This is a genomic window from Pseudomonas tohonis (genome assembly GCF_012767755.2).
Taxonomy (GTDB): Bacteria; Pseudomonadota; Gammaproteobacteria; order Pseudomonadales; family Pseudomonadaceae; genus Metapseudomonas; species Metapseudomonas tohonis.
Genome location: NZ_AP023189.1, coordinates 2,999,327 through 3,018,908, shown reverse-complemented (window position 1 = coordinate 3,018,908; position 19,582 = coordinate 2,999,327). Strand labels below are relative to the sequence as shown.

Here is a 19,582-nt window from a genome sequence, read left to right as displayed (position 1 = left end):
GTTGGCGATTTAGCCACCTGCCGGCAGCGGCATCACAGAGAAGAGAACCGTTACACTGCGCGCCTCGAAACCCGGGAGCAAAGCCTCGATGCAGACTACGGAACAGGCCCGTGCCAACCTCGAGACGGCGCGTGCCCTGCTGGGTCGAAGCCTTGCAGGAGTTCGCAACGCCCGCTACCTGTTCAACGGCACCCCCAATGCAGAGGCCGTTGGCGAGATCGAGTTCGCCTGCGAAGACGGAGTTCGGGTGACCTTCTCCCTTGCCTCCGACGGCGAAAGCGTTCTGGCCACAGCCCGGGCACTTAAAGTCATCGAGGGGTTCGAGATCAGTGATAACGACCGTTGTGACTGGAGGGCCGAGGATCTGCTAGTCACCCTGGATGCCGGCCATCTCGTCGGACTGAAGGTGGTTGAGGTCGAAGGGCTACAGGTCACCTACTCCAACCAAGACGCGCTCTTTCTCGCAGGTTTCAGAGTCACCCTGGAAGAGGGTGACTACCTGGTTTTCTTCAACTGCGGCGACGAGGAAGCCGTGTGCCTCAATCAGCTTCCCCCGCCCCTGAGCGGTGTCGATGAACGCTGGATTAAGGAAATCTGAAGCCATGAAGGTCTATCTGGACGACGAACGCGCCACGCCCGACGGCTGGGTCCGCGCCTGGTGGCCGGTCGAGGTGATCGAGCTGTTGAAGACGGGCCAGGTCAGCGAACTGAGCCTGGACCACGACCTGGGCGACGACGAGCGCGGCACCGGCTACGACGTGATCCTGTGGATCGAGGAAGCGGTGGCCTTGCACGGTTTCGTGCCGCCGCGCATCAGCGTGCATTCGGCCAACGCCTCGGCGGTGCTGAAGATGCAGGCGGGCGTGCTCTCCATCGAGGCCCTGGCCCGGCGCAACCGCCATCCGTAGCCCGGGTTTCAGCCCGGGAGCCTGGGCACAGCGCAACGCCCCACCTGCCGGATCAGGCGCGTGCACGGAAGGCGATCTGGTCTAGTCTTTCGCAGCAGCCAATCCAAGGAGGAACGCCAAATGCCACGGGGCCCCAGGAAGACCAGCCGATTCCGGATCGAATCGGACCCGAACACGCGGAAGATCAGGATCAAGGGCCGGCCAGCCTGGACCTCCCAGGCGACCAAGGTGAAGGTCAACCAGAACGCCAAGAAGGGCCATGTGGAGGATAGGCGCCACATGCTCCATTGGAGCCAGGTCATCCGCAAGCTGGCCGAAGCCACCTTCAACGCCTTGAAGAGCGACTCCGTATCGACAAAGGACTTCTACCGGAACCTGACGGCCCCCTTGATATCCAGGAAGTGGAAGCGCATCCCCAGTACCCCGGATGGGGTGATGCTGATGATTGCCAAACGCCTGAACAGCACGCCGGCCAACCTGGTACCGGACAGGGCCGACATCAACAAGGCCATCGAGATCGTCCGCAAGAGCATCGACCAGTTCGCGACCTACCTGCGAGACAGCTCGACCTACGAGGACACCAAGGACGATCCGAGCCTGCATGTGAAGCGCATGAGTGCCATCCGCCTCAAGGCCAAGGAGCTGTTCCCCACGGGCAATACCAGCAGCCTGATCCATAGCCGCATCAGCGAGATCAATAGCGAGATACTCAAGATCATCAACGAGAGCCAGGCCCCCTGCCAACTCTGGGAGCTGCTGCACTCGCTGCGCCACTCGGTGACCTTCGACCTCTCTTCCAAGGCCGTACGTGACAGCACGGAAGCCACGCTCGACTGGCTCAATCGGATGCAGCTAGCCGCTCACAGTGCCCCGGCGGCGCGCCTGGAAGTGCTGGTGTCCCTGACCGATATCTAGGCCTGGCCCGGGTTTCAGCCCGGGAGCCCATGCACCGCCATGCAGGCCACCCGGTGCGTCGCCGAGACGATCGGCAACGCACCCGCCCTCTTCCCTCAATCCGCCCGATAGCGCCCCACCAGCTGCTGCAATCCACCGGCCATCTCACCCAGGCGCTGGGTGATGTCGCTGGCGGTGCGCGAGCCGGCGGCGGTCTGTTCGGCGATGGCGGCGATCTGGTGCACGTTGGCGTTGATGGATTCGCAGACCTGGGTCTGCTCCTCCGCCGCAGCGGCGATCTGCGCGTTCATGCCGTTGATGGTGGTGGTCGCCTCGACGACCGCCTCCAGGGCCTGGCCGACCCGGCCCACCTCCACCACGGCGCGGGCGCTGCCGCCGCGGATCTGGCCGATGGCGGCGATGGCCTCGCGAGCGCCGGCCTGCAGGCGGCCGATCATTTCCTGGATTTCCGCCGTACTGCTCTGGGTGCGCCCCGCCAGCGTGCGCACCTCATCGGCGACGACCGCGAAGCCGCGCCCCTGGTCACCGGCACGCGCGGCTTCGATGGCGGCGTTGAGCGCCAGCAGGTTGGTCTGCTCGGCGACGCCGTGGATCACATCCAGCACGCCGCCGATGCCCTCGGACTCGCTGCCCAGCCGGCGGATGATCTCGACCCCGCTTTCCACCTGCCCCTCCAGCCCGTCGATCACCTCGGCGGCGCTGCGCACCAGGCCCTGCGCCCCCTGGACCCGGTCCTCGGCGGCCTGGGCCGCCTGCGCCGCGCCGGCCGCACTGCTGGCGACCTGCAGGGCCGCCGCCGACATCTGCTCCATGGCGGTGGCCAACTGGTCGCTCTCCACGTGCTGGCTGGCGATGCCCTGGCCGGTCTGCTCCATGAAGGCACCCAGCTCCTCGCTGGCGGCCCCCAGGGTGGCGGCGGACGAGCGCGTCTGCCGCACCAGCTGGCCGACCTGCTCGGCGAAGTGGTTGAAGGCCCGCGCCAGGGTGCCCAGCTCGTGGCCGGCGGAAGGGTCCAGGCGGCGGGTCAGGTCGCCTTCGCCCCGGGCGATGTTCTCCATGGTCCGCACCGCCTGGTCCAGGGGCTGATGGATGCTGCGCGCCAGCAGAGTCGCCAGGGCGGCGATCAGCGCCAGCAGGACGGCGGCGGAAGCGGCGCTGCGGATCAGGCTCAGGCGCACGGCAGCGGCGAATTCCCGCTCCAGCCCGGCGAGCTGCGTTTCCAGGTCGTCGATGTAGAAGCCGGTGCCCAGCACCCAGTCGCTGTCGGGCATCGGCACCACGTAGGCGAGCTTCGGCGAGGGCTCCTCCTCGCCGGGCCGCGCCCAGCCGTATTCCACGTAGCCACCCCCGGCGGCGCCGGCCTCCACGTATTCGCGCACCAGATGGCGACCCTCGGGGCTGGTGGAGTCCCAGTAGATCGTGCCTTCGCGGGCCGGGTTGTCGGCACTCATCACCTGCACGCCCTGGCTGTCGTAGGCGAAGAAGTAGCCGCTGCCGCCGTCGAAGCGCAGGCTGCGCAGCGCCTCCTTGATGCGCTCGCGGCCCGCTGCCGAGCCGCCGTTGGCCAGGGGCGCCACGGCGCTCAGTGCCAGCTCCATGTAGTTGGCCAATTGCTCGCGCTTGGCCGCCAGCAACGACTCGCGCAGGTCGTCGCGGCTGAGATCGCGCAGTTCCCGGGCCTGGGATACGAACAGCCAGGCGCTGATCGTGGCCAGCGCCACGACCGGCAGCAACGCCAGGAGGAGGATCTTCTGCCTGATGGATAAGCGATTCATCCCGTCATTCCCTCTGTGAGTTTCGACGGGGCCTTCTAGCACGGGGAAAGCCTGGACGACGGAGCGCTGCCCGAGCCCGTCATCGTCGCCCAGAAACGACGCAGGCGCTTGCGCAGGCAGCAGGCGCAGGGCCTGAGCGGGGTCGGGCGGGAGGGCGTGGGCACAGGCGCACGGCGGGTTCGCACCCGTCCTGCCCCCGGCGCCGGCATGCCCCTACGGCGCAATCACCGGCGGGCAGCCGGCTCGCGGGTCAGGTCCCCTGGATCGCGCCCCACACCTGCGCCAGCCCCACCAGGTGCAGCCCGCCCAGCGTCAGGCAGATGGCCGAGCTCCACAGCCAGAAGGCGGCGCTGCGGCCCAGGCCGCGCTTGACCAGCAACAGCCCGCCCAGCCCCCGCAGCAGGTACACCGCAGTGACCAGGCACAGCACCGGCCGTGTCAGGGGAAGTGGCAGGCCGAGCCCGGCCAGCAGCGCGTAGAGCGCCCAGAGCCCCAGCACCGTGGCGATGGCCAGGGTGACCAGTGTGGCCACCGGGCTGCCAGCCTCGGCCAGGCGCGCCATGCGTTCACCGGCACCGAAGAAGCGATACCAGGGGGCGCCGTAGCGGATGCAGCCCAGGTGCAGCAGCGCGGCGATGGCGCTCAGGGCGCCACCGGCCAGCAGGAAGGGGTTGGGGAAAAGGTCGTCCATGGCGAAGCTCCTGTGCAGAAGCCCGCCATTCTGGATGCCCTCGGCAGCCTGCGCCAGCACCCGGGTGCACTAGCTCGCGAAGCGCCCCAGCCGATACGCCTCCAGCCCCGCCACGGTCTGCCCTTGGGCCAGTTGGCCGATGTACTCGGCGGTGACGGCGGCCTGGGTCAGCCCGAGGTGCTGGTGGCCGAAGGCGAGCAGGACGCGGCCCTCACCCACCCGGTCGATGATCGGCAGCGAGTCCGGCAGCGAGGGGCGGAAACCCATCCAGGGGCTGGCGCCCTCGGTGTCCAGCTCGTCGCGGAACAGCCCCTGGCTGAGGCGGTGCAGCTGCCAGGCGCGGGGCATGTTCGCCGGCTTCTCCAGCCCGGCGAACTCCACGGTGCCGGCCAGGCGCAGGCCGCCGGCCATGGGCGTCATGATGAAGCGCCGCTCGAAGGAGGTGACGGCGAACGGCAGCCGCCCCTGCTCCCGGGGCAGCATCAGGTGGTAGCCGCGTTCGGTGTCCAGCGGCACCCGCGTGCCGGTGAGACCTTCGGTGAGCGGCGCGGAGTGGGCGCCGCAGGCCAGCAGCACCTGGCGGGCGCGCAGGCTGCCGTCGTCCAGCCTCAGGGCGACGCCCCCCGCCAGCCGCTGGCCGTCGAGCACGCGCTGGCGATGGAAGGTGACGCCCAGCGCCTCGGCCGCCCGCGCCAGTTCGACGACCACGCGGTGCGGGTCGATGAAGTGCCCGGTGGCCGGGAAGAACAGCCCGCCGCGAATCCCCTCGCTGAGCTGGGGCGCCGCCGCGTGAACGGCCTCCGCCCCCCAGAACGCCACCGGCACGCCCTGCCCGGCCATGCGTGCCTGGAGGGCCTGCAGCGCCGCGCGGGAGGCGTCCTGCTCGTACACCAGCAGCGAACCGTCCTCGCGCAGCAGGTCGGGCCGCTCGATGGCCTGGAGCAGGCGGCGCCAGGCGCCCAGGCTGGCTTCGTTGAGGGCCCGCAGCCCAGCCACGGTGCGGGCGAAGGGCGCCGCCCGCAGGTTGAGCAGCAGGCGCAGGAACCAGGGGGTGGCGCGTGGCAGGTAGGTCCAGTCCAGGCGCAGCGGGCCCATGGGGTCGAGGAGCATGCCCGGCAGGCGCTTGAGGATCGACAGGTCGGCAATCGGGAACACCTGCTCGGTGGCCAGGTGCCCGGCATTGCCGAAGGAGGCGCCCTGCCCCACGCCGTCCGGGTCGAACACCTGCACCCGCAGCCCCTGGCGCGCGAGCTGCAAGGCGCAGGCGACACCGATGACGCCGGCACCGACCACCGCGACATCCACGTCCGCTGGCTGGAGATCGCCCATGTTCAGGCCTCCCGCTCGCCATCGAGCAGCCGCCGCAGGCCCAGGGGGTTGGCCTCGCGCAGCGCCACCGGCAGCAAGGCATCGGGGAAGCCCTGGTAGCACACCGGGCGCAGGAAGCGCTGGATGGCGGCGGTGCCCACCGAGGTGGAACGGGCATCCGAGGTGGCCGGGAACGGCCCGCCGTGGACCATGGCGTCGCACACCTCAACCCCGGTGGGCCAGCCGTTGACCAGCACCCGGCCAGCCTTGCGTTCCAGGGCCGGCAACAGCGCGTGGGCGGCATCGAGGTCGGCGTCGTCCAGGTGCAGGGTGGCGGTGAGCTGGCCCTCCAGGGCATCGAGGATGCGGGGTACCTGCTCTGCGCCCTCGCACTGCACCACCAGCGCCGCCGCGCCGAAGACCTCGCCGTGCAACTGCAGGTCGGCGAGGAAGGCCTCGGCATCGGTGACGAACAGCTGCGCCTGGCAGCGGTTCGGCCCCTCCCCGGGTTCGCCGCTGGCGATCTGGCGCACCTGCGGGTGGCGGGCCAGGGCCGCGACCCCGGCCGCGTAGGCCTGGTGGATGCCGGGGGTGAGCATCACCTGGGCCTTGCACGGGCGCAGCTGCTCGGCGGCGTGGGCGAGGAAGGCATCCAGCGCCGCACCGCGAGGGGCGATGAGCAGGCCCGGGTTGGTGCAGAACTGCCCGGCGCCCAGGGTCAGCGAGGCGATGAAACCCTGCGCCAGGGCCGCGCCACGGGCCTGCAAGGCAGCGGGAAACAGCAGCACCGGGTTGATCGAACTCATCTCCGCATAGACCGGGATCGGCTCCGGCCGCACCTGGGCCGCCTGGCACAGGGCAAGGCCACCGCTGCGCGAGCCGGTGAAGCCGACCGCCTTGATGCGCGGGTCCGTCACCAGGCCAAGGCCCACTTCGCGGCCGGCGCCGAACAGCAGCGAGAACACGCCTTCGGGCATGCCGCAGCGCTCGACCGCGCGGGCCACCGCCTGCCCCACCAGCTCGCTGGTACCGGGGTGGGCGCCATGGGCCTTCACCACCACCGGGCAGCCGGCGGCCAGGGCCGAGGCGGTGTCGCCACCGGCCACGGAGAAGGCCAGGGGGAAGTTGCTGGCACCGAACACCGCCACCGGCCCCAGGGGCACCTGGCGCTGGCGCAGGTCGGGCCTGGGCAGGGGTTGGCGCTGGGGTTGCGCGCGGTCGATGCGTACGTCCAGCCACTCACCTGCGCGCAGGGTGCGGGCGAAGGTGCGCAGTTGCTGGCAGGTGCGGCCGCGCTCGCCCTGCAGGCGTGCCTGGGGCAGGCCCGTCTCGGCCATGGCGCGCTCGATCAGCGCCTCGCCCAGCGCTTCGATGGCATCGGCGATGGCGTCGAGGAAGGCCGCACGGGCGGCCGGTGCGGTGTTCCGGTACGGGTCGAAGGCGGCCCAGGCCAGGGCGCAGGCCTGTTCCACCTGCTGGCGGCTGGCGCCCGGGTAGGCGGGTTGCAGGGGTTGGCCGGTGGCCGGGTCAATGGCGTGGAGGGCGTCGCGGGTGCCGGGCACCGCTGCGCCGCCGATCAGCATCTTGCCTGTGAGGGTCATGGGGCATCCTGGATGGCGGGTGGGCCCCACCGCCCATGGGCGGCGGGGCGGTCGGGTTCAGGCGAGGTTCTGCTCGGCGGTCCAGTTGGCGTACCACTGGCGGAACAGGCCGTACTGCTGCTCGGCGTAGCGGCGCTGGGAGTCGCTGAGGGCGTCGCTTTCGTTGAAGTGCAGGCGGTACTCGCGGTCGCCGTTGAGCACCATCAGGTACTTGTAGAACAGCACCAGGTCGCAGCCCTCGTCGAAGGACGAGAGCACGTCCAGGGCGGCGCTCAGCTCCAGGGCCTGGCGGCGTGCGCGGGCATCGCCCTGGGCGGCCTGGCGGCTCAGCGAGACCAGTTGCAGCACCTCGCGGGGCAGCACGTTGCCGATGCCGGTGATGGTGCCGGTGGCGTTGCAGTTGACGTAACCGTGGAACACCTGGGTGTCGACGCCGGCCATGAGGATCACCTCGTCATCCCGCGAGGTGATGTGCTCGGCGGCGTAGCGCATGGCGTCGGCGCCGCCGAACTCCTTGAAGCCGATCAGGTTGCGGTGCTGCCCGCGCAGCTCGAAGAACAGGTCGGCGCGGGTGGAGAAGCTGTAGTGCGGGCTGTTGTAGATCACCGACGGCAGCTCCGGCGCGGCCTGCAGCACGGCGGTGAAATGTGCCTTCTGCGCCGCCGGCGAGGCCGCACGGGACAGCAGCCGCGGGATCACCATCAGCCCCTGGGCGCCGACCCTGGCGGCATGGGCGGCGTGGGCCACTGCCTCGCGGGTGCTCACCGCGCCAGTGCCGACGATGGTGGGCACGCCGGCCTTCACCAGGCGCGCCACGCCTTCCTGGCGCTGGGCCTCGCTGAGCAGGGGCCAGTCGCCCATGGAGCCGCAGTAGACCACGCCGCTCATGCCGGCCTGGACCAGTTCGCGGCCCTTGGCCACCAGGGCGTCGTAGTCCGGCTGGCGCGCGTCGGTGCAGGGGGTCATGAGGGCGGGGATGCAGCCACGGAAGATGTCGATGTTCATGCTGTCGCTCCTTGAGCAGGGATTCAGGGTTCGGGAAAACGGGGCTCAGATGCCCCAGGCGAAGGGGTCCTGCTCGTCGATGAGCAGGGTGCAGTCGGCGGTGAGGTGGGCACGCCCGGTGATGAAGGGACGGATGCGCTCGCCCTCCCACTCGTAGTGCCCCTCGAAGCGGCTGCCGGTGATGCTGGCCTGCACCCAGCGCTGGCCGGGGGCGAGCTTGCCGTCCGCCGCCAGGCAGGCCAGCTTGGCGCTGGTACCGGTGCCGCAGGGCGAGCGGTCGTAGGCCTTGCCGGGGCACATGACGAAGTTGCGGCTGTCGGCCTCGGCCTCGGCGTCGGCGGCGAACAGCTCGACGTGGTCGATCAGCGCCCCGCCCTCGCCGTGGATGCCCTGGGCCTCCAGGGCCCGCAGCATCGCCCAGGTGTAGGCGGTCAGGGCCTCGACGTTGTCCAGCTCCAGGCGCTGGCCGTGGTCGTTGACCAGGTAGAACCAGTTGCCGCCCCAGGCGATGTCGCCATGGACCACGCCATGGCCGGGCACCTCCACCGGCACCTGCCGGCGATGGCGGTAGGCCGGCACGTTGCCGAGGGTGACGCGGCCGTCCTCGTGGAGGGTGGCGCTGACGGTGCCCACCGGGGTGTCGATGCGGTGCTCGCCGGGGGCCATCAGCCCCAGGTGCCGGAGGGACGCCACCAGGCCGAGGGTGCCGTGGCCGCACATGCCGAGGTAGCCGGCGTTGTTGAAGAAGATCACCCCGCAGGTGGCGCCCGGCGTCACCGGCGGGCGGTAAAGCGCGCCCACCAGCACGTCGTTGCCGCGCGGCTCCAGCAGGCAGGCGCGGCGCCAGTGGTCGTGGTGCTCGCGCAGGCTGTCGCGCTGCTCGGCCAGGGTGCGGCCGGCGGGTTCGGGAAAGCCGTCCATCACCAGCCGCGTGGGTTCGCCGCCGGTGTGGGAATCGATGACATGGATGCGCTTCATGGGGCGGCTCCGTCAGGTCGGGGAATGGGGGTGGTCGATCAGGCGCTGGATGTCGTCCAGTAGCGCCCGGCCGACCCAGACGCCTTCGCGTTCGCTGCGCTGGCGGGCGGCGAAACGCCGCTGCGACGGCAGCCGCGCGCCCTGGTCGGTGATGGCGGCGAACAGCGCCTCGGCCCGCTGCCGGCCGGCCGCCAGCTCGCTGCCGAGAAAGCGCGCCGGGTCGAAGGCCAGCAGCAGCTCGCCATGGAGCGGAGCGGCGTGGCACCGGCGCCGCCGTCGAAGGCCAGGGATTCGGCGCTGGTGAGGTCGCCGATCAGCGCGCCGGCCATCAGCTCGATCATCGCCGCCAGGGCCGAGCCCTTGTGCCCGCCGAAGGTCTGCATGGCGCCCTCCAGCACGGCCCGCGCATCGGTGCTGGGCCGCCCTTCGGCATCCAGCCCCCAGCCCAGGGGAATCGGCTTGCCCTGGCGGGCGTGCAACTCGATGTCGCCCCGGGCGATGGCGCTGGTGGCGAAGTCGAAGACGAAGGGCTCGCGCCCCTCGCGGGGCCAGGCGAAGGCCAGCGGGTTGGTGCCGAACACCCCCTGGCGGCCGCCTTCCGGGGCCACCCAGGCGTGGCTGGGGGTCATGGCCAGCCCAACCAGCCCTTCGGCGGCGATGGCCTCCACCTCCGGCCACAGCGCGGAGAAGTGGAAACAGTTGCGGATCACCAGGGCGGCGACGCCCAGCTCGCGGGCCTGCTCCACCAGCAGCGGCAGGCCGGTCTGCAGCGCCAGCAGCGAGTAGCCCCGCTGCGCATCGACGCGGACGATGGCTGGCGCCAGGCGGCTCACCCTTGGTTGGGCCTGCGGGTCCACCTTGCCGCTGCGCAGCGAATGCACGCACACCAGCACCCGGTACAGGCCGTGGGAATGGCATTCGTCACGCTGGCCCCGGGTGATGGTGTCGGCGATGGCGCGGGCATGGTCCTCGCCCATGCCGTTGACGGTCGCCGCACGCAGTGCCAGGGCATGTACCTGGTCGAGGCTGAGGTTGATGAGGTCGTTCATGGCCAGACTCCTTCCGGTCATCGGGTTGCAGACAGTGGGCTAGGCGCGGCTGGGAAAGGCCGTGGTGGAAGGCGCGACATCCGCATCGGTGCCCTCCTCGCTTTCGTCCTCGCCGCTGAGGCGGATCAGCTCGGCCGGCACGCCGGTGGTGGCGCCCCAGTGGTAGATGCCCAGGGCGCAGGCGGCCACGGCGAGGGTGTCGTAGGGGTGGCCGAGCACGCCCAGGCCGCCGAAGCTGCCCAGCCAGGAGAGCAGCAGGGTCACGGCGTAGAAGCCGATCAGCCAGGCGGACGAACGCACCTGCTGGGCGATGCCCAGGTGCTCGGTGGGCACGAAGCGGCGGCACAGCAGGTAGATCACGAACATCAGGATCTGCAGGCTCAGCAGCCAGGACACGGTGCCCCAGCCGGACCAGTAGACGATCAGCGCGGCGATCACGAAGGACAGCGGCCCCATCACCGCCAGGCCCCGCACGCGGAACGGGCGCGGCATGTCCGGCGCGTTGCGGCGCAGGGCCGCCACCGTCACCGGCGCCACTGCGTAGCTCAGCACCAGGGCGGCGGAAACCACGTTGATCAGCGCCTCCCAGGAGGGGAACGGCAGGGTCCAGAACACCGACAGGGCGAACGTCAGCCACAGCGCCGGGCGCGGGATGCCGGACTGTTCATCGATGCGGGTAAATATGCGGAAGAAGGTGCCGGTCTGCGCCCAGCCGTAGATCACCCGCGGGGTGGCGTTCATGTAGATGTTGCCGCAGCCGCTGGGCGAGACCACCGCGTCGGCCACCACCAGGTAGGCCAGCCAGCCCACGCCGAGCACCAGGGCGATGTCGCGGTACGGCAGGGCGAACTCCTTGGACATCCCGGCCCAGCCGTTGGCCAGCAGCTCGGTCGGCACCGCGCCGAGGAAGGCCACCTGCAGCAGCACGTAGATGGCGGTGGAGAGCAGCACCGAGAGGATCAGCGCGATGGGGATGGTGCGCTGCGGGTTCTTCACCTCGCTGGCCACCGAGATGATCGGCGTCAGCCCCAGGTACGCGAAGATGATGCCGCCCGCCGACACCGCCATCTCGATGCCCGAGAGGCCGAACGGCGCGAAGCCCTGCACCTGGAAGTTCTCGGGCTTGAAGAAGGTGAAGAGCACGCCGATGACCAGCAGCGGCACGATGAACTTGAACACGCTGACCAGGTTGTTGGCGCGGGCGAAGGTCTTCACGCTGCGGTAGTTGAGCCAGAAGAACAGGCACAGCAGGCCGAACTGCACCAGCCAGCCGATCAGCGTCGGGTCGCTGGAGCCCGCCTCGGTGAGGCCCGGGAACCAGGCCGCCGCGTACTGCCGGGAGGCGACCACCTCGATGGCCACCAGGCTGGAGAAGGCGATCAGCGTGATGAAGCCCATCAGGTAGCCCAGGAGCGGGCCGTGGGAGAACACCGGGTAGCGCACCACCCCGCCGGCACGCGGCAGCGCCGCCCCCAGCTCGCAGTAGATGATGCCCAGCAGCAGCACCGCAAAGCCGCCGAGGAGCCAGGAGAAGATGCCCGCCGGGCCTGCGATGGCGGAGACGTGGCTGGCCGCGAACAGCCAGCCGGAGCCGAAGATGGCCCCGAGGCCGATGAAAGTGAGGTCCGTCAGGGACAGCTGTTTCTTGAACTTTCCAGACATGGCGTAGCCTTCTTGTGCGTTATTGGATGGGCTGGAGAGATCCCTGTGCAGCACCGGGGCCTGGCGACGAATCAGGCACGGAGGCGAACCGGTGCGACGGCGCCCCGAGGTCTGCAACGGCCATAGGTTGGCCCGCCCGGGCGCCTGCGGGCTTGATGCATTTCCTCGGTTCCCATGACGAAATCGGCACAGTTGGCGGAATGACCGAGCAAGGCTCGACAGGCCTCCTCCGCCTGCGGCAACCTGCCGGCTCGCCGCGCACTGGGAGGCAGGACGATGCCGCAGAACCCGCTGGAAGGACTGTTCGCCGACGAGGGGCTGGAACGCCCCGAGAGCATGGACGCGCTGCTGGCCAGCGCACGGCTGCTGTTGCCGATGCTGGATGCGATCCCCAATGCGGCGATCTTCATCAAGGACACCCAGGCGCGCTACCTGCTGGCCAACCGCACCCTGGTCCAGCGCTGCGGCCTGAAGGCCTTGCAACCGCTGCTGGGCAAGACCAGCGCCGAGGTCTTCCCCGCCCAGCTCGGCCCCGGCTACACCGAGCAGGACCGCCGCGTGCTGGAACAGGGCCAGGTGCTGGAGGACCAGCTGGAGCTGCACCTCTACGGCAGCCGCGAACCCGGCTGGTGCCTGACCCACAAGCGCCCCCTGCACGACCGCGCCGGACAGGTGATCGGCCTGGTGGGCATCTCGGTGGACCTGCAATCGGCCAGCGCCAGCCACCCCGCCTACGAACGCCTGGCCGCCGTGGACGAGCACATCCGCACGCACTTCCACGAGCCCATCACCCTGGAGACCCTCACCCGCATCGCCCGCCTCTCCGTCGCCCAGCTGGAGCGCCACTGCAAGCGCGTGTTCCACCTCACGCCCCGGCAGATGATCAGCAAGGCGCGCCTGGAACACGCCCACCGCCTGCTGCAGACAGGCCTGCCCATCACCGACGTCGCCCTGCAATGCGGCTACACCGACCACAGCGCCTTCAGCCGCCAGTTCAAGCAGCTCACCGGCTTCACGCCGCGGCAGTATCGGCAGGCGATGGGCGGAAGCTCATGAGCGTGCGTACCGGGAACACGAGCGCCCCCAACCAACCCCCGCTGTACGGGTCGGCCTCGGTACGGCCCGCGGACAGGAGGCTGTCGTCGCCCTGGGACAATGGATAGACTCCAGCGCCATCCCGGCCCCGTCACAAGGATGTTCGATGCGCCCGCCCCTCGTTTCCGCCCTGCTCGCCTGCGCCCTGCTCTTCACACCCACCGCACCTGCATCCGCCGCCATCTTCAAATGCAAGGCCGCCAACGGCGCCACCCAGTTTTCCGATCACCCCTGCGGCACCCCGGGAAACCAGGAAGAGATCACCCACGAGACCCCCGCCCCGGCACCGGCTCCCGGCAGCGCCGAGCGCCCCGCCGCGAATGCCGCGCCGCAAGACGACACCGAGGCGAGCTACGCGGCGGCCGAGCAGGCCAATCCCCCGCTGATGACCCTGGCCGACCTGCAAGGCACCTGGTCGGACCTGGACTTCGCCTCGCCCCTGCGTGGCTACTGGGTATTCGGTTCCAGCACCGTGCGCATGGACCGCAAGGGCATGGAGGTGCGCAACCGCGTCCAGGCGACCCTGCGCTTCACCCTCAAGGGCAACCTGCTGACCGTGACCCACGAGCCGGATGCGTTCAGGAAAAAACGCTGGGATGAGAAGCTGGTGATCGAGCGCTACGAGCCTGGCCGCCTGATCGACCTCGGCAGCCTGGTGCTCCATCGCGTCCGATAACGCGTCGCCCGGCTACGCTCAATCCGAGAACTTTCGAGACCGCCTCATGAAAGGGCTTTTCACCCGCTTGCTGCTCGGTGCCGCGCTCGCCATCCAGGCCGCAGGCGCCGCCGAACTGCGCCTGCTCACCGACGACCACCCGCCCCTGCATTTCGAGCGCGATGGCGAGCTGGTGGGCTTCGCCGTCGACCTGCTGCACGAGATCGCCCAGGAGACCGGCGACAAGCTCCAGCTGGAGCGAGTACCGCTGCTGCGGGCCCTGCTGATCACCCGCGAAAGCCCGGACGTGGCCGTCTTCACCATCCTGCGCACCCCGGAGCGCGAGGCCGACTACCAACTGGTCGGCCCGCTGCTGGAGGTCGAGACCGCACTCTACGCCCGCGCCGACCACACCCCCGCCATCACCGGCCTGGACGAGGCGCGCAAGGTGCAGCGCATCGCCGCCCCGCGCAAATGGCTGGTCTATCGCCGCCTGCAGGAGATGGGCTTCGCCAACCTCTACGGCGTCGACACCCCCGAACAGATGATGCGCCTGCTACGCCTGGGCCGAACCGACCTGGTGGCCGCCGATACCCTCAGCGTCGAAACCATGGCCCGCGAGGAAGGCCTCGCCCCCGAGCAACTGCGCTACGCCGCGCCGGTGATGCACCAGGGCAACTACATCGCCTTCTCCCGGCAGACCGACGCAAGCATCGTCGCCCGCTGGCAGCAAGCGCTGGAGAAGATGCGCGCGGATGGACGGCTGGTGGCGCTGGAGCGGAAGTGGCTGGGTGGGCCGAAGTAGCGTTACAGGGCCCCATTACCCGGCGCTGTCGGGCGGATGTGCAGGGAACCGACATCGACGCGCTCGTCGCGCCTCAGCACGGTCATAGCCCAATCATCGTCCAGTACTTCGCGCCCCACTGACGAGGGCGTGATCTCCCGTATGCCCTTGCTCTCGCTCGACAGCCTCCAGCCGATGCGTTCGGCGGGTATCACCAGGTCGCGGGGATGCAGCAGGTAGAGGTAAAGGGACGAATGGTCCGGCCCGTACCTCTGCACCATGCGAACTTCATTGCCCTCGAACGGAAACCTGTGCACCTCGGCGTCCGGCACTGCTTGCAGCACCTGCAGCAGCTTGGCCGCGCGCGCTTCCGTCCGGTGGGCTGCCAGCGCCTGGTAATAGGCGTATACCGCACTCGCCCGGCAGTAGCGCGTGCCGTTGTAGAAGGGCCATGGACTGTCCGAGGCGTCACAGGCCAGCCCCTGGTTGAACCAGGCATTGGCCAGCAGCCTGGCGTCCTGGCTGCTGTCGATCAGCGCCTGCCCGGCCTGCAGCGACACGCCGAGATCGCCATCGCGCAGCGCCACCAGGGAGAGGTCGCTCAGGGCCCGCTCGTTGTGCGGCTGGATATTGATCGCCAGGTTCAGCGTGCGCAGCGCCTGCTTGAGATCGCCTGCGCCATAGGCCTTCTCGCCCTCCAGCACCAGCCGCTTGGCACGCGCCTGCAAGGCCTCGTCCGTAGGCGGCTGCAGCAATGCTTCGACCTCCGCTACCTGGTCCGGGTCGATGTTCGGGTTCGGCTCCTCGGCATTCGCCGCGGTGTATTGGTGCAGCCAGTCCAGCGGCGTACTCCCCTCCTCCCCCTCGCGATGGGCCTGGATGAAGGGCTCGGCCCCGTTATCCACCAGCAACCGCACCAGCGCCGGCGAGGCGTAGCGCGCCGCGTAGTGCAGCGCGGTCATATTGCGGGTGGTGATGCTGTAGTAGCAGTCGTCCTCGGGGATGACGGTCACCGAATTGGGGTTGGCACCCCGCGCCAGCAGGATGCGCGCGGACTCGGGCTGATCGTAGTGCGCGGCGTACATCAGCGCCGTCTTGCCGAAGGCGTTGGCCTGGTTGACGTCGGCACCCTTCTCGATCAGGTACGCCAGCGCCTCGGGGTATTCGATGGCGATGGACAGGTCACGGACCTGGCCTTCGATGGCGCGGATCTCGTCCATGGGGCGATGGGCGAGGATGGCGTTGCGCAGGGCGGTTTCGTCCTTGGGAAAGGGTTCGTACATGTAGAAGCGGATGCCGCTGCTGATCGCTCCCTCCAGTGCCTGGCGAGCCACGGTACGGGCCTGCCCATCGCTCCAGCCGAAGCGCCGCTTGTAGAATGCCGCCATCGCCGCCTGACTGCTGGTCATCTGCTGTAGAAAGACCCGGTATGCCTTGTGCTCGGCAACACCCGTGGCCGCCCAAATCTGCAGGTTGCTCAGGTCCTGCTCATAGGAGCCATAACTGTCACCTGCATCATCCCGCACCGCCCAGGGCCGGTAGTAAACCTCCTGCAGCCTGGCCCCGATACGCTCGCTCCAGCGCTCGTGGGTCCGCAGGCTGCCGCACCAGTTTCCCGCCCCTTGCCTCATATTCGATGTGCGGGCGCTCAGTTCGCGGACCGATGCACGCAATTCGGCAGGAGCGATATCAATCACCCTGTCCGCCGCTGGAGCCGTGCTGATCCGGCAAGCGGTCCAGGTCAGGTCATCGTTGAGCCGGTTTACCTCGACCGTGTCGGGCTCTCCATCAATACCGCTGGCAATGCTGAAGAGTCGCTTATCCGCGCCCTTGAACAGCGCGATGTCGGCAGCCGGTGCGGGTGAGCCCTTCGCCATCACCTCCAGATGCTCACGGCTCGGCTCAGGCCCTCGGCTCGCCACATACTGATAGCGTTCGCATGCACTGCCACAACCGCCATGGGTATACACCTGGACGTGGATCGGCCCCTTCGCGTCGACAAGATCATCGCCCCAAGGCTGCACCTGCTCCGCCCCAGGCAGCTCGAACGACGCCCAGCGCTTCGGCGACAGGAAATGAGCCTTGGCGGCCTTGATGGCCTCATCGCAGAGCGCACCCTTGCCTTCGACCAGTACCGGGGTGAACCAGGGCCTGACGGGCGAGGGGCCTGCAGGCTCCTCGGCGGCCTGTGCGGCGCCGAGCAAAAGCATCAGGGGAAGGCAAAGCAACGGCGTAAAACGCATGGAACATCCTTGTTCGAGGGTTCGAGTGCAGAAGGAAATCAGGGCCGCTGTATAGCGTTTTCAACCCCGAGCCGGCAATGAATCAGCACAACCGCCGAGCATCGCTCGTACCCACTCCCGTCTCATCCTCCTCGGTCAGTAACCTCGCCGCAGTTCGAGGCCGCGACACTCCATCCTGATTGCAGGTACAGCGCTGGCTACAGCCGGCCTTGCAGAACATGCTTTCCACTTCCTGAAGAACCGAGCGTGAATACTGGGCTCGACCTAGTGCAGGCAGTTATCACAGTACAACTGGAGCCGCTCGAGCCCCTGGATACGCGCATTATTCAACTCAACCTGGCAAGCCTCGAGGAACAGTGCCTTCTGCCTCTCCGGGTCGCGATAACCCCGTGCCGTAACTGACTGAACGGCACATTCGCGGCTACGGAACTCCAGCCAGGCACGTTGGGCCGCATCAAAGAGTTGAAGGTCCACCTTCAAACGCGCGCGAATACCTTGCACCGTCGCATCGAGTTCATCTTCCGAGCGTTGATGAAGCGGCTCGATGCACGCCACGACCTGATCATTGCTCAGGTTGAAGCAGCCCTCGATAGCACTTTCAGCGCCCCGGGCCTGACTCGCTCCACAAAGGGCCCATGCAAGGGTGAGCAAAGCCATGTGTTGCAAACAAAAAGCATGACCAGGCAGGGACCTACTTCGGACATTCCGGGCACGCGACGCTGTCGTCATGGCCACTTCACTTCTCCCAGGCAACTGGCATGACGAAGCACTGCAACTCGGACGGGCCGTTTCGGCGCATTGAAAATACAAGAAGCTCGGGCGGAGCAAAGGTACGCGTCGGTACAGACACAAAGACCGGCCCCTTGTGGAGCCGGTACACCGCCCAATAGGCACTGGACCCCAGCCCGACATTTCTAACCGGGCGATTCCTCTGCCGCCCATATATCGACTGCCCGGACTTCGCATCGCCGGTAACCTGTGAAATCGGCTCTTGCCTGGTGGAAACCCATTCCTCCGCCAGCCTGCTGTTCGCCGGTAGATTCATCACATGCTGAATAAGCCCAGCTGCGGTATCGCATCGTCCTCTCTTGCCTTGCCACTTCAAGCAATCAGGACCATGTGGGAGCAGCTTGTCAGGCCTCTCATGAAGAGCCCCATCCGTGATCATCAACTGCTGAGTTCCATGCTCCCGGATAACTCCAGTCCTCCTGTAGACCTGCTCAATCGATCCATCGCCATCCACGTCCATCGACACGAATTCCAAGGCGCGCTCCACCCCCGTCCATTCAGGCATCGCCCTGGACTCTTCCAGTGGCTGGAAAGCCAGCCTGCGACTGGAGCTGGAGAGCCACTCAACGAGATTGCCCGCCGATCCACCCTCTTTGTTCATGTCCTCCAGGAACTCGGCACAAAGCGCTTCGTCCCGAACACCCGCCAGTTGATAAAAACCCGCTGGCCGCTTCGTTGACAAAAGGGTCTTGGTCTTCGCCCCGTTCTTCACCCGGACCATTTTCCTGATGTCCGAATAGAAGGCATTTCCGTGGGGCACTTCTTCAGTGGTCAACGCCTTATCAAGGCCAGCCTCCGCTGCAAGCGGAGCGCCTGAAAACGGCAAGAAAAAGACCAGGCCCATCAAAGGAAGAAGGCACCGTGGAGGAGCGGTAAGCCTGGATCGTCCAAATCCAATAAACATACGTCTCCTACGTGCTCGGTCTCAAAACGGCACACTGGCGTCGGCAAACCCAATCGGGTTGCACCAAGTCGCGCAATTTTAAAAAACGCCATCAACACAAGTACTTGGTCGAATACCAGAGTCAGGGCGAATGCCTGGAGAACGCGAAAAAGGTCGCTGAGTGAAAACGATCAGCATCAAGATAGGCATGTTCATCCTTGAGCGAGGCCATAGTCGACGATCCTGTCGGCTTCCGGGGAGATGGCGTAGAAAACGCCTTTGGCAGATCAGCGTCAATCGGGCCGGTGAAGATTTTGTGAAGCCGTTCAGGGAACCCTGAAATTCCACAAACTCTACTTGAAAACCCCATTCCAGAGCCTTCCAAGCCTGCTTCACGCTTGACCATGCCAAGTGAGCCAACAATAGATGCACCCAGGCCCCGCGTAGTTGACCCTTCTTCTCACCCTCGTTATCGTTCGCCCGCCGCTGCTAGCCAGCGGCCTGGGATTGGCGTCCCGGAACACAGGCGGACACTCAAACCGCCACTCGGCGGTTTTTTGTGTCCCCGGCATGGTTGGCTCTCAATGGGCGGGCCGTGCGTGGGTGCCCTCGGGCACGCCGGTTTCCTGTGTACCGGTACGCCAACCCGCACGGCTTCGCCCACCCAAATTGGCGTTTGGGTAGCGGAGAACGCACCGTTTCACAGGAGTCTCACCATGCTCAGCTGCACGCTTAGGCGTCTGGACGATCTGCAAGACCACCTCGAACCCTTGCGCGGTGCCGATAGCGCCCTGCTCCGATCCAATGATTTCGATACACGGCTCGATGAACTGGATGCCATCCGCACGGATCTGGCGCGCCTGCCCGGTGTCGGCCACGAACTGGCTCGGGTGAGTGGCGCCCTGGAGTTGCTGCTGGGGTTGCTGCTCGTAGCCGATACCCACAAACCGGACTGCGCGAACCTGCATTGCCTGCTGTCACTGCTGGCGCGGGGGCTGACCCAGGCCGAAGAGACGCTGGAACAGGTCATCTAGGGTCGCCAGGGCACGCGGCTTTTCTTCGGTTGCAGGGGCTTGTAGCTACAGAGGGCTGCGGGGCCTGCGCGGCACCGAGCGTTACGTCTTGATCAGCGGAGCGACAGACCGGCACCCAGCCGGTCTGTCGCGTCACGCCCTACGGGTTCAGGCGAAGGTTCTCTGGCCTGGGCCATGGCCATATCGCGGCAGGTGTCTATCCGCGTT

General features: G+C 67.8%; 17 protein-coding genes and 1 pseudogene. 7 read left to right on the top strand and 11 right to left on the bottom strand.

The annotated features are described in order from the left end of the window. The first annotated feature begins 88 nt into the window (after positions 1 to 88). The 3 genes from HSX14_RS13870 (at position 89) to HSX14_RS13860 (ending at position 1,823) form a co-directional block, all read left to right on the top strand. The gene (locus HSX14_RS13870) at positions 89 to 598 is read left to right on the top strand and encodes a hypothetical protein (RefSeq protein ID WP_173174063.1); all 510 of its coding nucleotides are present in this window, start codon (positions 89 to 91) and stop codon (positions 596 to 598) included. A 4-nt stretch (positions 599 to 602) separates the two neighbouring features. Continuing rightward, positions 603 to 908 carry a cyclic-phosphate processing receiver domain-containing protein gene (locus tag HSX14_RS13865; protein ID WP_173174065.1) on the top strand — a complete coding sequence of 102 codons (306 nt, stop codon included), beginning with the start codon at positions 603 to 605 and terminating at the stop codon, positions 906 to 908. Positions 909 to 1,187: 279 nt separating this feature from the next. Beyond that, positions 1,188 to 1,823, top strand: a complete 636-nt coding sequence (locus tag HSX14_RS13860) for a hypothetical protein (protein ID WP_173174067.1) — start codon at positions 1,188 to 1,190, stop codon at positions 1,821 to 1,823. Positions 1,824 to 1,918: 95 nt separating this feature from the next. Here HSX14_RS13860 and HSX14_RS13855 read toward each other — a convergent pair whose 3' ends face one another. The 8 genes and pseudogenes from HSX14_RS13855 to HSX14_RS13820 all read right to left on the bottom strand — a co-directional run bounded on the left by HSX14_RS13855 (position 1,919) and on the right by HSX14_RS13820 (position 11,892). Next, a complete protein-coding gene (locus tag HSX14_RS13855; RefSeq protein WP_173174069.1) occupies positions 1,919 to 3,598 on the bottom strand; it encodes a methyl-accepting chemotaxis protein in 1,680 nt (559 codons plus the stop codon). 250 nt (positions 3,599 to 3,848) lie between these two features. Further along, on the bottom strand, positions 3,849 to 4,289 hold the full coding sequence (locus HSX14_RS13850) for a hypothetical protein (RefSeq protein WP_173174071.1): 441 nt from the start codon (positions 4,287 to 4,289) through the stop codon (positions 3,849 to 3,851). A gap of 69 nt (positions 4,290 to 4,358) precedes the next feature. Then, positions 4,359 to 5,618: an NAD(P)/FAD-dependent oxidoreductase gene (locus HSX14_RS13845; protein ID WP_173174073.1), complete on the bottom strand. Its 1,260-nt coding sequence runs from the start codon at positions 5,616 to 5,618 to the stop codon at positions 4,359 to 4,361. Between the two features lie 2 nt (positions 5,619 to 5,620). Then, the gene (locus tag HSX14_RS13840) at positions 5,621 to 7,198 is read right to left on the bottom strand and encodes an aldehyde dehydrogenase (NADP(+)) (RefSeq protein WP_173174075.1); all 1,578 of its coding nucleotides are present in this window, start codon (positions 7,196 to 7,198) and stop codon (positions 5,621 to 5,623) included. A 57-nt stretch (positions 7,199 to 7,255) separates the two neighbouring features. Next, complete coding sequence (locus HSX14_RS13835; protein ID WP_173174077.1) at positions 7,256 to 8,203, bottom strand: dihydrodipicolinate synthase family protein; 948 nt, start codon at positions 8,201 to 8,203, stop codon at positions 7,256 to 7,258. A gap of 45 nt (positions 8,204 to 8,248) precedes the next feature. Next, positions 8,249 to 9,181, bottom strand: a complete 933-nt coding sequence (locus HSX14_RS13830) for a 4-hydroxyproline epimerase (RefSeq protein WP_173174079.1) — start codon at positions 9,179 to 9,181, stop codon at positions 8,249 to 8,251. Between the two features lie 12 nt (positions 9,182 to 9,193). Continuing rightward, positions 9,194 to 10,230, bottom strand: a pseudogene (locus tag HSX14_RS13825) (Ldh family oxidoreductase). Between the two features lie 39 nt (positions 10,231 to 10,269). Next, positions 10,270 to 11,892, bottom strand: a complete 1,623-nt coding sequence (locus HSX14_RS13820; RefSeq protein WP_173174081.1) for an APC family permease — start codon at positions 11,890 to 11,892, stop codon at positions 10,270 to 10,272. A gap of 276 nt (positions 11,893 to 12,168) precedes the next feature. Between HSX14_RS13820 and HSX14_RS13815 the strand changes: the two genes are divergently transcribed. The 3 genes from HSX14_RS13815 (at position 12,169) to HSX14_RS13805 (ending at position 14,447) form a co-directional block, all read left to right on the top strand. Then, the gene (locus HSX14_RS13815) at positions 12,169 to 12,948 is read left to right on the top strand and encodes an AraC family transcriptional regulator (protein WP_173174083.1); all 780 of its coding nucleotides are present in this window, start codon (positions 12,169 to 12,171) and stop codon (positions 12,946 to 12,948) included. A gap of 145 nt (positions 12,949 to 13,093) precedes the next feature. Beyond that, positions 13,094 to 13,663, top strand: a complete 570-nt coding sequence (locus HSX14_RS13810) for a DUF4124 domain-containing protein (RefSeq protein ID WP_173174085.1) — start codon at positions 13,094 to 13,096, stop codon at positions 13,661 to 13,663. Positions 13,664 to 13,709: 46 nt separating this feature from the next. Then, positions 13,710 to 14,447 (top strand): substrate-binding periplasmic protein, encoded by a 738-nt coding sequence (locus tag HSX14_RS13805; RefSeq protein ID WP_173174087.1) that lies wholly within the window; start codon positions 13,710 to 13,712, stop codon positions 14,445 to 14,447. A 2-nt stretch (positions 14,448 to 14,449) separates the two neighbouring features. Here the strand turns inward: HSX14_RS13805 and HSX14_RS13800 are convergent, their stop codons facing one another. The 3 genes from HSX14_RS13800 to HSX14_RS13790 all read right to left on the bottom strand — a co-directional run bounded on the left by HSX14_RS13800 (position 14,450) and on the right by HSX14_RS13790 (position 18,305). Continuing rightward, a complete protein-coding gene (locus HSX14_RS13800) occupies positions 14,450 to 16,669 on the bottom strand; it encodes an ankyrin repeat domain-containing protein (protein ID WP_173174089.1) in 2,220 nt (739 codons plus the stop codon). Between the two features lie 264 nt (positions 16,670 to 16,933). Beyond that, a complete protein-coding gene (locus HSX14_RS13795; RefSeq protein ID WP_173174091.1) occupies positions 16,934 to 17,326 on the bottom strand; it encodes a lysozyme inhibitor LprI family protein in 393 nt (130 codons plus the stop codon). A gap of 79 nt (positions 17,327 to 17,405) precedes the next feature. Beyond that, positions 17,406 to 18,305 (bottom strand): hypothetical protein, encoded by a 900-nt coding sequence (locus tag HSX14_RS13790; RefSeq protein WP_173174093.1) that lies wholly within the window; start codon positions 18,303 to 18,305, stop codon positions 17,406 to 17,408. A 752-nt stretch (positions 18,306 to 19,057) separates the two neighbouring features. On the opposite strand from HSX14_RS13790, the gene HSX14_RS13785 reads away from it, so the two are divergent. Next, entirely contained in the window at positions 19,058 to 19,375 is a 318-nt protein-coding gene (locus HSX14_RS13785) for a DUF1484 family protein (protein WP_172433522.1), read from the top strand. Positions 19,376 to 19,582 lie beyond the last annotated feature (207 nt).

Excerpts from the sequence above, each read along its gene's own strand:
- HSX14_RS13850 (WP_173174071.1), bottom strand. The coding sequence starts at position 4,289 with ATGGACGACCTTTTCCCCAACCCCTTCCTGCTGGCCGGTGGCGCCCTG.
- HSX14_RS13810 (WP_173174085.1), top strand. The coding sequence starts at position 13,094 with ATGCGCCCGCCCCTCGTTTCCGCCCTGCTCGCCTGCGCCCTGCTCTTC.
- HSX14_RS13860 (WP_173174067.1), top strand. The coding sequence starts at position 1,188 with ATGCTCCATTGGAGCCAGGTCATCCGCAAGCTGGCCGAAGCCACCTTC.
- HSX14_RS13845 (WP_173174073.1), bottom strand. The coding sequence starts at position 5,618 with ATGGGCGATCTCCAGCCAGCGGACGTGGATGTCGCGGTGGTCGGTGCC.
- HSX14_RS13870 (WP_173174063.1), top strand. The coding sequence starts at position 89 with ATGCAGACTACGGAACAGGCCCGTGCCAACCTCGAGACGGCGCGTGCC.
- HSX14_RS13830 (WP_173174079.1), bottom strand. The coding sequence starts at position 9,181 with ATGAAGCGCATCCATGTCATCGATTCCCACACCGGCGGCGAACCCACG.
- HSX14_RS13795 (WP_173174091.1), bottom strand. The coding sequence starts at position 17,326 with ATGGCTTTGCTCACCCTTGCATGGGCCCTTTGTGGAGCGAGTCAGGCC.
- HSX14_RS13820 (WP_173174081.1), bottom strand. The coding sequence starts at position 11,892 with ATGTCTGGAAAGTTCAAGAAACAGCTGTCCCTGACGGACCTCACTTTC.
- HSX14_RS13865 (WP_173174065.1), top strand. The coding sequence starts at position 603 with ATGAAGGTCTATCTGGACGACGAACGCGCCACGCCCGACGGCTGGGTC.
- HSX14_RS13800 (WP_173174089.1), bottom strand. The coding sequence starts at position 16,669 with ATGCGTTTTACGCCGTTGCTTTGCCTTCCCCTGATGCTTTTGCTCGGC.
- HSX14_RS13785 (WP_172433522.1), top strand. The coding sequence starts at position 19,058 with ATGCTCAGCTGCACGCTTAGGCGTCTGGACGATCTGCAAGACCACCTC.
- HSX14_RS13805 (WP_173174087.1), top strand. The coding sequence starts at position 13,710 with ATGAAAGGGCTTTTCACCCGCTTGCTGCTCGGTGCCGCGCTCGCCATC.
- HSX14_RS13840 (WP_173174075.1), bottom strand. The coding sequence starts at position 7,198 with ATGACCCTCACAGGCAAGATGCTGATCGGCGGCGCAGCGGTGCCCGGC.
- HSX14_RS13835 (WP_173174077.1), bottom strand. The coding sequence starts at position 8,203 with ATGAACATCGACATCTTCCGTGGCTGCATCCCCGCCCTCATGACCCCC.
- HSX14_RS13855 (WP_173174069.1), bottom strand. The coding sequence starts at position 3,598 with ATGAATCGCTTATCCATCAGGCAGAAGATCCTCCTCCTGGCGTTGCTG.
- HSX14_RS13815 (WP_173174083.1), top strand. The coding sequence starts at position 12,169 with ATGCCGCAGAACCCGCTGGAAGGACTGTTCGCCGACGAGGGGCTGGAA.